Here is a 15899-nt window from a genome sequence, read left to right as displayed (position 1 = left end):
TATGATTAATGATTATTTAAATGTACATCAAGCTATTAATCAATACAGTTGTTATGTTAAGCATTTAATCATTGGACTTTGCGAGGAACTACAATCAAACAAAGTTCATTATAGTCGATTTATGCATACTCTTGAAAGACTTTTTGAAATGGAGTCTATAGAGTTTATATCCTTTTTTAATTATTTAGAAAAGGGGTCTACCGTAACACAATTTATTCACTTTCTTTCCGAGCTAGGTGAGATACTACATTTGGGTAAAGGTTATTACACATTACCACCTGAAAGGACGGTTCAATTACCAAATGGAATGTTTGTTGCCATCAGTTCACTAGAATTTAATGATAAAGAAAGGTGTATAGGAGCTGGTCAACTAAGAATGCAACCACTAGAAATTTCTCTTATGTACAGTGAATACCTATATCGGCCCGAACTTGAAGAGTTATTAAATTTGTACATCAAGAAGCTAACAAATAAGCACGATATTGTGCCTAAAGAAATTTTAATTATCTCAAAAGAAGGTTCATTTAAATCATCAAAAATTAGTAATATGCAGGAAGGTGAATTCTACATTCTTTTTTATGACCGCGTAATTGGACAAAAGATAAAGCCAGAGAAGTATTTCGCGCAATGGAAAGAAGGAGATTGGTATGTCACTCGGATACCCAATAGTATGTACAATCGTCTTCGTCAAGCCTTACGAATTCGTAAAAACTTATATTCTACCTATCGACTTATTCAAAGGGAGAACGGCTTTATTGAGATTAGATTAAATTCAATACTCCCAAAAGAAGAAAATATATTATTACGTTTAATTGCTATTCCCAATGAGTATAAATGGCCAAATAAATACATTACTACATACAATCAGATAGAGAATGTACGTTCTATTTTTGAATGTTACAAATTAAAAGAAGAAGGAGAATAAGAGTATGGAATATACAATTAGCCATGTAACAGAACGCTTACATAGAAAATTAGCTGAATATATTGAAACCCAATATCCAATCAGTGAACCGTCACTCCAGAGAAAAAGAACAGAATTACTTTATAAATCAGGCATTCTTTCTACTGAGCCTTTTATTGAAGCAACACCTGTTTATGAACCAGGGGATTTTTACAAGGATATGGATATTCCAGTATCCGCTCAAAAATTAATGACAGAACTAGCTTCCTTAAAACCATCTGTTGGTGTTTTTCCACGACCATACCTGCATCAGCAAATGGCAATGGAGGCTTTTTTAAAACACCATAATGATATTATTGTTTCAACAGGGACAGGTTCCGGGAAAACGGAATCCTTCTTACATCCAGTTTTAAATACACTTTATGAGGAAGCTAGTGAGAGAACGCAACATTTCCAAAAACGTGCGGTTAGAGCATTAATTCTTTACCCAATGAACGCATTAGTTAGTGATCAAATGACACGATTACGACGGTTATTTGGTGATGAACGTGTAAAGCAAATTTTTAATGTTGCTGCTGATCGAAATGTTCAATTTGGAATGTATACGTCTAGAACACCATACGCCGGTTCACAATCCACTTCTAAAGATCGTTATCAGCTAAACGACATACTAAATTACTATACAAAATTAGAAGAAGGAATGCCTGATAAAGCAGAGCAAATGAAGGAACGAGGCAAATGGCCAGCAAAAGATTTACAAGCATTTAAAAACTCTAAAAAAAATAATCGAGATCGTTATCATGGACTGCCTTCAGATGCAGAATTATTTACACGTCACGAAATGCAAGATACACCTCCAGATATCTTGGTTACAAACTATTCTATGTTGGAATACATGTTAATGCGTCCAATTGAACGTTCGATTTGGGAGAGGACGAAAGAATGGCTAGCTGAAAGTGATGAGAATCAATTTATATTAATTTTAGATGAAGCACATATGTATCGTGGTACAGGTGGTGCCGAAGTAGCTTTACTGATTCGCCGTCTTCAATCAAGATTAGGTATTGAACGCGATAGAATGAAATGTATACTAACATCTGCTAGTTTAGGTAAAGAAGGCGATAATGAAGGGCCTATAATATTTGCTGAGCAATTAACCGGAAAGCCTAAAAAGCGGCTTTTCAAGCTTATCAAAGGAACAAAAGAAAAACGTCCTCCGGCTCGAATTGCTACATATAAAGAAATACAAACCTTGGCTAGTATGAATAGTAATTCGTTTATAAAATATAAAACGAATTATAAAGAAAGTATACAGGAAATGGAGATATTTTTTGAAGCCATGAAGTGGGCATCACCACCGACTGAACAAAAAGATTTTGCTAAATATTTATATGAACAATTAGATGGATTCGGACCATTAGAGAAGGTAATTGCCCAAATTAGTGGACAAGCAACCTCGTTAAATGAAATGGTAGCAATTGTTTGTCCAGATAATGTACTGGATATGGGAGAGATAGCAATTAGTAATCTTCTATTATTAGCAAATGCAGCGAATAAAGATGGTCGTGTATTACTTCCTGCTCGTGTACATATATTTTTCCGAGGCTTATCAGGCATATATACATGTCTAAATTCAATGTGTACCTGTTGCAGTGATAAGGATAAGGGGCTTGCAGGTAAAATTTTTGACGATTATAGATTGACTTGTGATTGTGGATCGCGTGTTTATGAAGTAGTAACACATCGATATTGTGGGTCTGCCTTTATAAAAGGATTCAAACAAGAAAGTTCACAATACCCAACCTATCTTTGGAATGAAAGTGGACATGGTATTGTTGGAGAGAAGTTAAAAGAAATTCATTTGTTATTAGAAAATCCGCATTCAGAAGCTTTAGAAAAAAATAGAATTGCTCCTTTATGGTTACATATAGAGACAGGTTATATTGAAAATGAACCACCAACATCTATGGAAGGGTATATTCAAGTATATGAATCTGTTGAAAAAGCCACTAAACGAAAACATAAAAAATATTACTCGGATGCACATTCTTTTGAAAAATGCCCTTGCTGCTTAAAAAGTGCAAAGTTTAATATCAGAGATTTACGTATCAAAGGGGAACAGCCTTTTGCTAATTTAATACGTGAACAATTTAATATACAGCCGCCAGTAGAAGGGAAATTAAAAAATATAAACGAAGGTCGTAAAGTTCTTATCTTTTCGGATGGACGTCAAAAAGCAGCACGGTTAGCACGTGATATTCCAAACGAAGTAGAAAAGGATGCAATTCGTCAACTGATTTTAAAGGCAGCCTATGAACTTGAAAAACAAGGTATACGCGCAACTATCGGTCGTGAATTATATCCTACGGTCCTACACTATATTCATGAAAATGGTTTACTTCTTTTTTCACAACTACAAAGAAAAGACTTAATGAAAGATGTTAATAGCTACGTAAAAGATTTTTATGAGAAGAAACTGTTTAATGTAGAATTTGATGAAATTTCTTTGTCTATTCGAGAAGAATTTAAATTGCGCATGTTAGAAATTATTGCTTCCCCTGGCTATTCAATCTATGACACGACTACAGGATTTGTAAAACCTGCCAATATGAGACGTTTATATCGTGATGATCAAGTTCAAGAATGGATTGCAAAAGAAGACTTAGAGAAAGTAGCTATTCTATTTATTAAAGAATTACTTGATAATATAGCAATTGATATTAGTATGGATGTTTATGATAGACGCGAACTCCTCGGTGTTTATCGCGATGATTCAGAATGGGGAAAAACAAGTCATACTATTTCAAAACAACTTAAATCAATTATTGTTGGATATGTAGGTGAAGATCATACAGAGGCACTAATTCAACATTTATTTGATCAACTCTGTAGAAGTCAATTAGATAAATATTATTTAGATTTAGACAAGATAAAAATTTCAGATGGTATTGAATATACTTGGTATAAGTGTACTTCATGCAAACAAATTCATGCTGTTGTACCAAACAATAGTTGTCCAAGTTGTAATGCGGAAACGATTGAAGAACTACCACCAGAAAGTGATAGGTTAAAAGCTGAAAAAGGCTATTGGCGAACACCTATAACAGAAGTTTTAATCAATAAAAAAATTACAAATGTTACAGTCGAAGAGCATACTGCGCAGCTATCTCAAAAAGATCCAAGTATTGCACTAGCTACAACAGAACAATATGAGATGGCATTCCAAGATATCGTTCTAGATGAAAGTTTAGGTATTGTGGATATTTTAAGCTGTACAACAACGATGGAAGTAGGTATTGATATCGGCTCTTTAACGGCTGTAGGAATGCGTAATATACCTCCACAGCGAGAGAATTATCAACAAAGGGCAGGTCGTGCAGGTCGTCGTGGTTCGTCATTATCAACAGTTATTACTTATGCTCAGGACGGTCCCCATGACCATTACTATTTCAATAATCCTAAGCGAATTATTAGCGGGGATACAAGGGAAGCGTTAATTTATATCAATAATAAAAAAATTATTAAGCGTCACTTAAATGCGCTACTAATTCAAACTTATTTCCATAATCATGCAAATAATAGTGAACTTGCAACAAGTAACATTTCAGAATCATTAGGCACTACAAATGATTTCTTTAAAGGTCCTTCACCTTTTAATCTCGATAGCTTTGAAGAATGGTTAATTAAACAAATAAAAACACAGTTTAAAAAGTATCCTGAAATTTTTACTATTATACCAGAAGAAGCAATAGAATCTGAGAATGAAAAATGGAAACTTATTAAAGAAGCTGCAGATAATATACCACAGGATCTTTATGATGCTTTCTGTGAAATTGAGAAAGAACTAATTGCGTATGAAAGATTAATAGAAGAGGAAGACCAATTTACAGAGCAACACCCAGATGAATTACTATTAAACTTTTTATTCAATCATGGTTTCTTGCCAACGTATGCGTTCCCTAAAGATTTAACAAGTCTCTATATCCAAGGACGTGACAAGAAAAATAAAGTGATTATTGAGCAGAGACCTCAATTAGAATTAAATCGTGCATTAGGTGAATATGCACCTGGAAGACAGATTGTAGTTAATAAGAAGACATATCGGATAGGTGGTATTTATAATCCATTTTCTAAAAATCCAGATGCCCCAGCCCAAGATATAAATTTACATGAAAAACAAGTAGCTATATGTGTGAGATGTAACTATACAAACCTATCAAGTAATGTACCTGAAAAATGTCCGAATTGTAAAGAGAATCTAAAGAAAATGCCTTTTATTCGTCCAACTGGGTTTTCTCCAGAAAAGGGTAGAGAAGTACGAAAAGGGGATTTAACACAGGAATACAGCTTTGCAAGTACGCCTCAATTGCCAATACCTGATGTTAATGTAGAGTTTAAATTTGAACCCTTAAATGACCTTGGTTTTATTGAATATGAGTATAGAGAAAATGAAAACCTTATTGTGATGAACAGGGGAATTGATGGCGAAAGTGGATTCTTAATGTGTGAAGACTGTGGATTTATTAAACCTATTACAGAAAATGATGATTTATTTAGAGGGCATGATAAACCATTTCAACGCCAAGGAATGATTGAAAAGAAATGTTCTGGAAATTTACATCAAATTTATCTTGGTAATAAATTCACATCAGATTTATTTTTAATACGCCTCAACTTTGATCATAATATTGACTTAGATGTTAGAAAACGGTGGTTACATGATGCTTTACTAACTTTGGGAGAAGGTCTTGTGTTAGCCGCAAGTCGTGTATTAGATATTGATGCTCAAGAAATAACTGCAGGGTATAGAATTGCCCAAAATGAACAAGGTGATAGCTATGTTGATTTATACCTATTCGATACATTATCTGGTGGGGCAGGTTATTCCTATGTAGCTGGGAAGCGAATAAAAGAAATTATAGAAGAGATGTTTGACGTACTTAAACATTGTACAAATAATTGCGAGTCATCATGTTATAAATGTATGAGAAATTATCAGAATCAAATGAAGCATGAACAATTAAATCGCCCTCTTGGATTCGAACTTTTAACATACCTAACGGAAGGAAAACTTATTAGGTATACTCTTGAAGAACAAATGCAATATCTTAAACCAATAAAAGCAGCGTACGACTTACATCATGGAGTAGAATATGCAAAGATGGTTGAAATGAATGGAAATTTCTTCATCAAGCTTAATGATGGAAAAATGGTTGGTTTAAAAAATAACATTGAGAAAAAGATTTCTGCAAATAATATATTTTACTATTCTCCATACGAAATTAAATTTGATTTACCAAATGTATATGAACTTTTGTAATATATGAACGATCTAAGCATTAGAAAAGCAAATGATATAATTCCAAAAAGTAGCAATAGGGTCATTGCCTATATTGCTACTTTTTATTATTGTTACGATGATGGTAATGAAAATGTTATTTTTAAAAATAACTATAAAGGTGGCTCTATTCATTTGGAGTTTTTTTACAATTAGGCCAGTGCGACCGGGTCGCTGATCCAGTCCTTTTCATCGTATGCGTACCGCAAGAAGGATCTGTTTGTTCTGACGCGGATGTTTATCGTAGCAGGCGAATAATCTATTTCTTCGATCATGTACGTGATCCAGCCGACGAATAAATTCTGTCGTGATTTCGTCTGCAAGAAATTCCCGCACGATGTAATCCATCAAGTGCTGAAAGTTTATGTAGTATTCATCGATGGTTCGGCGTGCCAGCCCTTCCCCTTTTTCAATAACATGTATTCTTCAAACATATCCTTCAACGACAACAATCCAGCCGCTGATCTAATCTTTGTTTCTCACTTATACTTGCGCGGACTATTTTTGCGCACAAAAAAAACCTTCCACAATAAGTAATTGATAAACAAGTGAAGGGATAATGATCAGCTGATGACAAGACGAAAAAATCAGTTACCGAATGCGCAATGGAATCAGAATCAAGCGTCGGTCAACGACGTCACAGACTTCAAACAGGCGCTTCCTCTTTTCTTGCGAGAATGCAAGATCTGTAATCTGTCGGAACATACGATCCGCTATTAAAGAACGAACTGAAAGCGATGGCAAAGATGCTTGAAGCACAAAATCAAACGACGAATCCATCTAAGATCACGCGCAAAATGATCCGTGAAGATGTGATCTTGTACATGATGGAGTCGCTTGGGAGCGAAGAAACAACGATAAACGCTAGACTGAGAGCCGAGCGCGCATTCTTTAATTATTTAGATAAAGAATTAATTATCGTCAACAATCCCATGAATGATATTAAATTGATCCGACAAAAACGGAATGTGATCGAAACATTTACAGCTGAACAAGTGAAGGCGCTATTGAGACAACCTGAGCTATCTTCTTTTACTGGTTTCCGCGACTATACGATCCTGCTGCTGCTTTTAGAAACGGGGATCCGCTAGAAGGAACTATGTGGAATATTCGTGGAACACGTCCAACTGGATGACGGATATATTTTGATTACGGAAGGAAAGGGCTATAAGCAACGAACTGTTCCGATCCAATCAGCTCTGCGACAGCAGCTGCGCAAGTTCATCGCACTACGTGGAGATCTGGACACTAATATTCTATTTGTGATGATCGACAACACGCAGATATCTAGTCGTCAAATTCCGAACGTAATTGCGAAGTATGGGCGCAAAGCAGGAATCAAGAACGTTCGTTGCAGCCCACATACTTTGCGCCACACATTTGCACGTATGTCAGTGGCGAACGGTGCAAATATATTTAGTATGCGGGCGGTACTTGGACATACAAGCATGGATATCGTGCGCAATTACGTGAACATGTTTTCAACAGATGTTCAGAAGAATCATCAGAAATTCAGTTCGCTAGAACGACTATTTTAAAATGCGAATTAATAATTAAAAAGGACGTCTTGCTGCTCCAACAGCCAGGCGTCCAAAGATCACAGGCGCAAGCACATCGACAGGGCATGCGCGGCAGGATCCCACAAAACGATTATAGCAAAAAAAGCTGTACATCGTAAATTCTGTCCGTCTGTCCATTAGGTGGAACAAACGTTCTGTTGTTGTATTGAGTTCATTCGGAGGCGGAGAAAATGAAATCATTATACGAATATCAATCATTCGAAAGCGTCACAGAAATGGACGCAACTGCTGCGGATCTGTTCGCAGCCATGCGTCCATATTTCAACGCTGCGGAACTTTACGAGAAGATCGGGATCTTATGGCGCAGCAAAGCAAAAGCAGGCGGATCTGGGATCCTAGTCGAAGACGGCGAAAGAATACGTCGACGCATTCAGATATGCCGTTCTGATGTTCAATCAGGGCAAGGTCAAGGATCTGAACGCGTATCTGTTCACAGCCTGGCGCAATACTACAAGCTGGATCCAACGCAAAGCAGCTGTAGCAGCTGGCGCCGTCAATCCGTTATTTTACAATTGGCTGGATGAATAAATGCTCACTAACTATTTACGATTCGCAATCCCTTCAAGTTTATTCTGTGGCAATTTGTTGAACAGGCTTGCGATCTTCATTTTGCGTGTGATAAGTTCATCGATCATAATATTTATTAATTCGAATAAAAACATTACATCGTCCTGATTATCGTTCACATTAATTTCTGTGGCAGAATGAATTCCATCATTCCCATATACACGGACGATGTCTAGTCCTTGTGCAATATGATCTGGGATTCCTGCTTTCACAAGATCCGATATCATGGTGTTCAGCTTCCGTTTTTGAATGTCGTATCCATCGAGCAAAGGGATTAGTGTTTCGATAGCCAGGCGCAAGAGTGCGGCAGCTGCACGCGGCGAATGTTTAAACACAAGAGCAGCTTCCGTGTAAATCAGTTTAACTTCTTCGGGCATATCTTCTAAAGGTTCTGGAAGATCTGTTTGTATTGGAAAAACAATTTTCTGGTTTTCCCAGATGGTGTACTGGCAACATTCACTGCAAACACTAATTACAAGATCCCAGTGCTGTTTAGTCAATCTAGTGTTAGTTAGTTTTTTGAATTTTTGAGGATAAATTGATACTACATCATTAGTATTTTCATAAGTACACTGAAATGATCTTGTGGACAAAGTGATCCACAGCAAGGGCATGTATAGGATCTATTTGTTAATGTAGGTTGAATGTGTTTTGACATAAAAATCCCCTTTTTGTCATTATTATATAATAAAACATTGGAGGTTTGAGTATGAGGAGCATAAATCGTCCCAAATTTGCCGACAGTCCGTATTTTGTCGCAGAACCTGGCAACTGGCGACTGAAGCGCGCGCCAGACGAGGTCATCCGCGAATTCAATCGCTTCTTTATGAAAGCACTCCGTCAGAACGAAGCGCCAGTTGTCGAACCAGTGCTGATCGATCCAGAAAATCTGCGCAAGTAGATCAAGTTTATAAAATGAAAGCCAGACATTCGCGTCTGGCGTTCGGCTTTCTGTTAATCTCCGAAATAATACTGATCAGCTGGATTATAAGCGTCATTGTCTGTCGTAGTGTTACATTCAGGACATGTATTAAATCCGCTTTTTAAGTCATGCAGTCTGATTAGCTTCTTGTTTGCGTCCCAGCATTTTGAACAAAAAGGTCCATCCGTGTTTTGATCTTCTAACTTTAACCAGTATTCATTATTTTTGAAAGTTAAATTTCCATTAGTTTCTAACTTTTCTTTTAGATCTTTGTTTTCTTCTTTTAAAAGGTTATATTTTTCCAAAAAATCTAATGCTTCGTACTTTAAATCTAATATTTGTCTGTAAAGTTCAATGTTATCCGCTTTTTGAAGCACTTCACCAATCGATTTAATATTTTCAATTAAAGCCATAACTATTTTGCCTCCTTATACGCAATCGCTTCGAATTTTGAAGCGAATGGATTATATTGGTATGATTCGACGGGATTTTTCAATTTCCTGCATGTTTTTTACAAAATATAATTCTTCAAATCATGTATCGTTACTGTTGAATATTTATAATATTATCCAGTTATTAACGTGAATTGATCTGATATGGCATGATCCTGCGAAATATATTACGAATGTAACATCATCATATAACGTTATATTGCGTCATAAATGTAGCAGAGGCACGGATCCGTAAATGTTGCGCATGCGCATAATATGTTACGAGTATATCAAAGTGTTATTTCAAGTGTGATCGAGCATATTCAACACGAACTGCTGAAGTTAAAGGATGACAAACAAAAAGCCGAAAATGCTCAGGAGATTTGGGTTGACCGTGCTGTTATCCGAGTCATTAGAATTTTTCAATCTTTAAAGCAAATGGTCAATCGGATGAAAATAAAGAATAAGGAAGGCGATTGAACGATTAAAAGAAATTGAAACAGGAGATGACGAAGAGTACCGTCGGCTTTTGCGTGAAGATTTTACCCAAACGATTGGGAAGCTGCTGGAAAGTGAAGAATCTATTGAGAATTTAACGGACAACCAATTGAAAAAGTATATTGATGACAGTCAGCTAGTTCTTGTTTCATTGCGGAATCGTTACCCGAAACTAGCTATTTATAAGCCGCAGACGACCAATGCCTTTTTATATGAGAAACCAAGAAAGCACCAATATACCGACTGGGAAACTTTAAACAAGGGTTCCAAGATGGAAGCAAAGGGCAGCGGCGGTCAGCTGTTAGCAGTAAGAACGATGATTATGATGATGATTATGACCTTCAAACGCCAGGAACACAGCAATAACTGGTCAGTATTAATCACTGATAATCCATTTGGCCAAGCGGTGTCAGCACATATATTGGATCCTATATTTTCTATTGCTGATATTTTGCGCTTCCAGTGGATTGTCCTCGCACCTCCAGAATTAATCAAGCTGGATGTCAGCCGACGTTTCCCTGTGTACTGGAAACTTGAACTTAGCCAGCAAAAGCAGGGGGAGATTATTAAAGAAGTGCTTCAGCATGGGGGCAGGACATTTGATGAAGTGGAGTTTAGTTTGTTTTAAATGAATTTATTTTCAAGTTTCGAAGGCTGATTATTAGTACTGTATTCTAAAGCAGAAAGCACCATCCAATTGGTTGGTGCTTTAAGTATGGAAAATTTATAAAGAAAAGTTAAAAGAAATTATAATTAGAAACTTATTATCTCTTAGTCAATTTGGACAGTAGATAAGAAAATCCACTGGTCTCAAATAGGATGAAAGTAATCATCAATGAAAAGGCTATTCCTGTTTTCCTTCTCATTTTAAAAATCATTTAGAAACACTTGTTCTTATTTTGCTATATAGTTATAATATAAGTAGAATACAACTCCCCAGTTTTTCTTCTAATCTCCTCAAAAGGAAGTGTTAAAATGGAACTAGAGATCCTAGTCCATGAAGACTCCAACCAGTATATCCACCATGATCAATTATTTAAGCAGCTTCTCCACACCTTTTTCTCTGAGTTTTTGGAAGCCTTTTTTCCAGAGATTCACAGAAATATTGATTTTTCATTGCTGAAACCTCTTTCAGAAGAAATGTTTACCGATTTAATTGAAGGCGAGAGCCGGAGAGCAGACATAATCCTTGAAACAAAACTGAAGAATCAAGAAACACTTATTATTATACATGTGGAACCACAAAGCTATGGACAGCCAAATTTTCATGAAAGAATGTATCATTATTTCAGCCTGCTTTATAATAGATACAGGAAGCCAATATTGCCTATCGTTATCTTTTCCTATAACCAAAAACGAAATGAACAAAATCAATTTATTGTTACTTTCCCGTTTTTTCATGTATTGACATTTCAATTTTTGATGCTTGAATTAAAGAAAATGAATTGGCGCTCTTTTAATCATTCAAATAATCCAGTGGCTACAGCACTACTTAGTAAGATGGGATACACGGAAAAAGAAAAAGTTCAAGTGAAAAAGGAATTTTTGCGAATGTTAGTAAAAATGGAACTGAACCCAGCAAAAGCAGAACTCATTAATGGATTTTTCGAAACATATCTTACCTTAAATTATAGTGAGGAGGAAGAACTTATGGAAGAGATTAGACAATTAGATAAACAAGAATCCAAACAAATTTTTAAACTGCCAAATTCATGGCGAGAAAAAGGGATAGCAGAGGGGATTCAAAAAGAGAAAAGACAAACTGCAGTTGAAATGCTAAGAGAAGGGTTATCTGTTGAGCTCATTGCAAAGGTTACAAAGCTTAGTCGTGATGAGATTGAAGTTTTAAGAGGTACTCTATAACCAGTAGAGATGATAATACACTCATTAGAAGGTGGAAAGCTTCGTGGATAAAAATTATACGGGGCTTTTGTAGTATCAATTATAGGAAAATGAGAGACAACCTGCTGTCCCTTTATAAATTCCAGCAAGAAATTATACTCATAGGTTCCTTTTTCTCAAATTTACGAAGTTGATGCTTAAGGGATGGATCTCTTTCTTTCCTCGTTTTTATATCTGCTGTGAGGTTATTGATTCTTAATGTCGTGATATCAGGGTTCCATGAATCTCTTTTATTAGAAATAACTTGAACAACACTTCCAAGATCTTTAAAAGATTTTGAATCAGCTCCTAGTAAACTGACACACAAGGCCTGTAATTCTGCAGGAACCTTATCTTTTAATACCTTTAAAGCACGTGGTGTCTATTGGTTCCCTGCATCATATGATTCTAGTGAGTAAATCTCCAAAATAAATTAGTAAAGTGTCCGGTAACAACAAATTAGTTGATACAGGGCTTTTTTGATTTGCAGAGAATTCTTCAAAAACTACTCTAAACCAGTAAATGGAATATAGTATAATGAATATAAAATAAAAAAGTAGGAGCAAAATGGATGGGGATTAAGGTAAATAATATTTCAGAAACTGAGGAAACTCAAAAAACATTTACACTTATCGGTGCGGATAAGCGACCCTATGTAAGTGCCACTCCAGGAAAATATGGTGGGCATCGCAAAACAAAAGTTTACGGACGAATGGACTGTCCTGCGGCAATTCGAGCATTAAATAAGGGCGGATATGTAAAAGATCGGGTCTTTTTTGCTGATGGACAAACAGCGATTGCAGCAGGATTCAGACCATGTGCATCGTGCCTGCCTGAAAAGTATGCCATTTGGAAGAGTCAACAAGTAATGAAATAATACCAACTGTACTTGATATCGATATAATTTAGTTAACTACTTTTTGGAGGAACCTGATATGCCTATTTATAACAAATTGGTCCGCGACCGCATACCACAAGTAATCGAAAGTACTGGAAAACAATTTTCCACAAGAATCCTAAACGATGAAGAATACATAAAAGAACTGAAAAATAAGAGTTTTGAAGAGCTGCAGGAGTACGTGAATGCCGATAATGATGAGAATGCCATTGAGGAGTTAGCTGATCTGCTGGAAATTATTCATGCATTAGCCAAATGCCATGGAGCTTCTTTCGAAGAGGTCGAAGATGTTCGAAGAAAGAAGGCAGAAAAACGCGGGGGATTTAAGGAGAAGATTTTCCTCATCGAGGTTGAAGATGAGTAACGTACAGCTGATTATTCGGGAATATGGCAGTCATATAATTAAAAAGCTAGAGACCGCTTCGACCATTTGTATTTTAACATCATTTGTCATGAAATCAGGAGTTGAATTTTTAAAAACTGCCTTAAAGAAGGCAGCTGCAAATGGAGCAGAGATTAAAATTTGTACTGGGGACTATTTACATATAACACAGCCTGAGGCACTGGAAATACTTCTGGGCATTGATGACCGGATTGAAGTACGAATATGGAAGAGTAATGGTGTTTCCTTTCATCCCAAGGCATATATTTTTCAAGCCGATGGAAAGGATTACTTATACGTAGGTTCTTCCAATCTTTCGAGGTCAGCGATGAATCAGGGTGTGGAATGGAATCTATTAGTAAGTGATGAGAAAAAAGTGTTTGAAGAAGCACAAAATGAATTTCTGAAGATTTTTTATGCTGGTCAGACTGTCCCATTAAATAAAACAACCTTAGAAGATTACAAAGCCAGTTTTGAAGAGTTTGGACGGAAACATCCCAAGCTATCAAAAAAATGGAGTGAGCTTGAAGAATTAGAGCTTATGTTGCCTTCGAATAAAGAAACTCCTGAACAGCCAGGAGTTATTTTTGAACCTTCTGCAAACTATGGAGACATTCAACCTAGATTTGCTCAAATTGGAGCGCTGGAGGAGTTAAATAAAACCTTAGAGGAAGAGTATAACAAGGCACTCGTTGTGATGGCTACAGGTTTAGGAAAAACCTATTTGGCTGGGTTTTTTTCAAAGAATTTCAAAAAGATACTCTTCATTGCCCATCGTGAAGAGATTCTCTATCAAGCAAAAAATTCATTTAAAAAAATCATGCCAGATAAACAATATGGCATTTATAACGGGAAAACGAAAGAAAGTAATGCGGATACCATCTTTGCTTCTATTTATACGTTAAGTATGAAAACTCATTTAGAGCAGTTTGAGCGTGATGAATTTGACCTCATTATCATTGATGAGTTTCATCATGCTGCTGCAGATTCCTATAAAAGGGCATTAGATTACTTTAAACCGAAGTTTTTATTGGGTATTACGGCTACTCCAGACCGGAACGACAACAAAGATGTTTATGCAATTTGTGATGGAAACGTGGCATTTAGACTTGATTTCTTAGAGGCCATAGAACGGAAGTGGCTTGCCCCTTTTAAATACTTTGGAGTTTACGATGACACGGATTATAGCCAAATCACCTGGCTAGGTAATCGTTATGATGAAGAGGAGTTATTGCAAGCTCAATTAAGAGAGGACTTGGCACTTAAAATCCTGCGTGCTTGGGAGGATAATAAGCAAACGCGAACATTAGCCTTTTGCTCTTCGATTCGACAAGCCAATTTCTTATCTAACTACTTTAATCATCATGGCTTTAATACTGTAAGTCTGCATTCACAACAGGTTGATATAAGCAGAAGTAAGGCGATTTCCAAGCTCCATAACGGTGAAATCGATGCGATTTTTACGGTTAATCTGTTTAATGAGGGTGTCGATATTCCTGCGGTTGATACCTTACTGTTTGTTCGGCCAACAGAATCATTAACCGTTTTTACCCAGCAAATTGGCAGGGGACTTCGTTTACATCCTGGTAAAGAAGCATGTGTCATTGTAGACTTAATCGGAAACTACCGCAATGCAGATATTAAACTCAGCTTATTTGATACGAATCCAAGTGAGGGGAAGACACGGAATATCCAACCGACCTTACCACAATTTTGTGAATTAGATTTAGATATCAACGTCATTAACCTTTTCAAAGAAATGATGCGAAAGAGACAGCCAAGAAAAGAAAAATTATTGAGTGATTATCTGGATCTTAAGCGAGACTTAGGCAGGAGACCGACCTATCTGGAAATCCACTTAAAGGGTGCTTCAGAATCAACGCAGTACAAACAGGAATTTCAATCCTATTTTGGATTTTTGAAATGGGCGGAGGAATTATCTCCTCAGGAAGCTCTGGTTTATAACCGCTATGAAAAATGGTTTGTAGAAGTAGAAAAAACAAGCATGACCAAAAGCTATAAGATGGTTGTGCTGCTCACTATGCTTGCCCGGGGGAAATCCAATTGGCATGACTCAATATCTCCAAAAGAAACTGCTCGCTTTTTCCACCAATACTTAATGGAAAAAGAGTTTAGAAAAAGGATTGATTTTTCAGATAAAGGTGCCAGGGAACTATGGGACTATGAGGAAAATGGTGTCAGTAAATTAATAGCTAAAATGCCTATGACGAAATGGAGTGGCAGCTCTAAAGGGTTAATTTCTTATCGAAATGATGAGTTTAGATTAAACTTCGGTGTTGCTCCGGAAGATGAAGAAATCCTATATGACTGGACGAAGGAAATATGTGAATACCGACTTCATTATCATTTTGAGCGGAAGGCAATCAACCACTAATAAGTTAATAGCACGAGTGAATGATTTTTACTATTATTTTGGTTATGTAAAGTTAAATGTACCTCGAGTAAACCCATTGAAGGGTACAGTAGATGGAACACCA

The 15899-nt window shown here is 36.4% G+C and carries 14 protein-coding genes; 12 read left to right on the top strand and 2 right to left on the bottom strand.

Going from position 1 to position 15899, the window contains the following annotated elements:
- The first annotated feature begins 1 nt into the window (after position 1).
- The 5 genes from ACY3XC_RS07490 to ACY3XC_RS07470 all read left to right on the top strand — a co-directional run bounded on the left by ACY3XC_RS07490 (position 2) and on the right by ACY3XC_RS07470 (position 8346).
- Positions 2–925, top strand: a complete 924-nt coding sequence (locus tag ACY3XC_RS07490; protein WP_464868003.1) for a hypothetical protein — start codon at positions 2–4, stop codon at positions 923–925.
- A gap of 4 nt (positions 926–929) precedes the next feature.
- Complete coding sequence (locus ACY3XC_RS07485) at positions 930–6224, top strand: DEAD/DEAH box helicase (RefSeq protein ID WP_464868002.1); 5295 nt, start codon at positions 930–932, stop codon at positions 6222–6224.
- An 842-nt stretch (positions 6225–7066) separates the two neighbouring features.
- Positions 7067–7333: a tyrosine-type recombinase/integrase gene (locus ACY3XC_RS07480; protein WP_464868001.1), complete on the top strand. Its 267-nt coding sequence runs from the start codon at positions 7067–7069 to the stop codon at positions 7331–7333.
- A 21-nt stretch (positions 7334–7354) separates the two neighbouring features.
- Entirely contained in the window at positions 7355–7780 is a 426-nt protein-coding gene (locus ACY3XC_RS07475) for a tyrosine-type recombinase/integrase (protein WP_464868000.1), read from the top strand.
- 212 nt (positions 7781–7992) lie between these two features.
- Positions 7993–8346, top strand: a complete 354-nt coding sequence (locus ACY3XC_RS07470; RefSeq protein ID WP_464867999.1) for a hypothetical protein — start codon at positions 7993–7995, stop codon at positions 8344–8346.
- A gap of 15 nt (positions 8347–8361) precedes the next feature.
- On the opposite strand, the gene ACY3XC_RS07465 is transcribed toward ACY3XC_RS07470, so the two are convergent.
- On the bottom strand, positions 8362–8724 hold the full coding sequence (locus ACY3XC_RS07465; protein WP_464867998.1) for a DUF4145 domain-containing protein: 363 nt from the start codon (positions 8722–8724) through the stop codon (positions 8362–8364).
- 374 nt (positions 8725–9098) lie between these two features.
- On the opposite strand from ACY3XC_RS07465, the gene ACY3XC_RS07460 reads away from it, so the two are divergent.
- On the top strand, positions 9099–9290 hold the full coding sequence (locus ACY3XC_RS07460; protein WP_464867997.1) for a hypothetical protein: 192 nt from the start codon (positions 9099–9101) through the stop codon (positions 9288–9290).
- 53 nt (positions 9291–9343) lie between these two features.
- Here ACY3XC_RS07460 and ACY3XC_RS07455 read toward each other — a convergent pair whose 3' ends face one another.
- Entirely contained in the window at positions 9344–9724 is a 381-nt protein-coding gene (locus tag ACY3XC_RS07455) for a hypothetical protein (protein WP_464867996.1), read from the bottom strand.
- Between the two features lie 294 nt (positions 9725–10018).
- On the opposite strand from ACY3XC_RS07455, the gene ACY3XC_RS07450 reads away from it, so the two are divergent.
- The 6 genes from ACY3XC_RS07450 (at position 10019) to ACY3XC_RS07425 (ending at position 15796) form a co-directional block, all read left to right on the top strand.
- On the top strand, positions 10019–10222 hold the full coding sequence (locus tag ACY3XC_RS07450; RefSeq protein ID WP_464867995.1) for a hypothetical protein: 204 nt from the start codon (positions 10019–10021) through the stop codon (positions 10220–10222).
- Between the two features lie 49 nt (positions 10223–10271).
- Complete coding sequence (locus tag ACY3XC_RS07445; protein WP_464867994.1) at positions 10272–10868, top strand: hypothetical protein; 597 nt, start codon at positions 10272–10274, stop codon at positions 10866–10868.
- A 347-nt stretch (positions 10869–11215) separates the two neighbouring features.
- Positions 11216–12103 carry an Rpn family recombination-promoting nuclease/putative transposase gene (locus ACY3XC_RS07440; protein ID WP_464867993.1) on the top strand — a complete coding sequence of 296 codons (888 nt, stop codon included), beginning with the start codon at positions 11216–11218 and terminating at the stop codon, positions 12101–12103.
- Between the two features lie 589 nt (positions 12104–12692).
- Complete coding sequence (locus ACY3XC_RS07435) at positions 12693–12998, top strand: Ada metal-binding domain-containing protein (RefSeq protein WP_464867992.1); 306 nt, start codon at positions 12693–12695, stop codon at positions 12996–12998.
- 58 nt (positions 12999–13056) lie between these two features.
- On the top strand, positions 13057–13383 hold the full coding sequence (locus ACY3XC_RS07430; RefSeq protein ID WP_464867991.1) for a nucleoside triphosphate pyrophosphohydrolase: 327 nt from the start codon (positions 13057–13059) through the stop codon (positions 13381–13383).
- A complete protein-coding gene (locus ACY3XC_RS07425; protein ID WP_464867990.1) occupies positions 13376–15796 on the top strand; it encodes a DEAD/DEAH box helicase family protein in 2421 nt (806 codons plus the stop codon). The genes ACY3XC_RS07430 and ACY3XC_RS07425 overlap by 8 nt, the downstream gene beginning before the upstream one ends.
- The last annotated feature ends 103 nt before the right edge of the window (positions 15797–15899 follow it).

Source organism: Bacillus sp. CZDM1, assembly GCF_055502545.1.
The sequence above is the reverse complement of the archived record's forward strand: the minus strand, read 5'-3'. Positions and strand labels throughout refer to the sequence as shown.

Bases quoted from the DNA above. Each gene is read 5' to 3' on its own strand.
- ACY3XC_RS07490 (WP_464868003.1), top strand. From the start codon at position 2: ATGATTAATGATTATTTAAATGTACATCAAGCTATTAATCAATACAGT.
- ACY3XC_RS07485 (WP_464868002.1), top strand. From the start codon at position 930: ATGGAATATACAATTAGCCATGTAACAGAACGCTTACATAGAAAATTA.
- ACY3XC_RS07480 (WP_464868001.1), top strand. From the start codon at position 7,067: ATGATGGAGTCGCTTGGGAGCGAAGAAACAACGATAAACGCTAGACTG.
- ACY3XC_RS07470 (WP_464867999.1), top strand. From the start codon at position 7,993: ATGAAATCATTATACGAATATCAATCATTCGAAAGCGTCACAGAAATG.
- ACY3XC_RS07460 (WP_464867997.1), top strand. From the start codon at position 9,099: ATGAGGAGCATAAATCGTCCCAAATTTGCCGACAGTCCGTATTTTGTC.
- ACY3XC_RS07455 (WP_464867996.1), bottom strand. From the start codon at position 9,724: ATGGCTTTAATTGAAAATATTAAATCGATTGGTGAAGTGCTTCAAAAA.
- ACY3XC_RS07450 (WP_464867995.1), top strand. From the start codon at position 10,019: ATGTTACGAGTATATCAAAGTGTTATTTCAAGTGTGATCGAGCATATT.
- ACY3XC_RS07440 (WP_464867993.1), top strand. From the start codon at position 11,216: ATGGAACTAGAGATCCTAGTCCATGAAGACTCCAACCAGTATATCCAC.
- ACY3XC_RS07435 (WP_464867992.1), top strand. From the start codon at position 12,693: ATGGGGATTAAGGTAAATAATATTTCAGAAACTGAGGAAACTCAAAAA.
- ACY3XC_RS07430 (WP_464867991.1), top strand. From the start codon at position 13,057: ATGCCTATTTATAACAAATTGGTCCGCGACCGCATACCACAAGTAATC.
- ACY3XC_RS07425 (WP_464867990.1), top strand. From the start codon at position 13,376: ATGAGTAACGTACAGCTGATTATTCGGGAATATGGCAGTCATATAATT.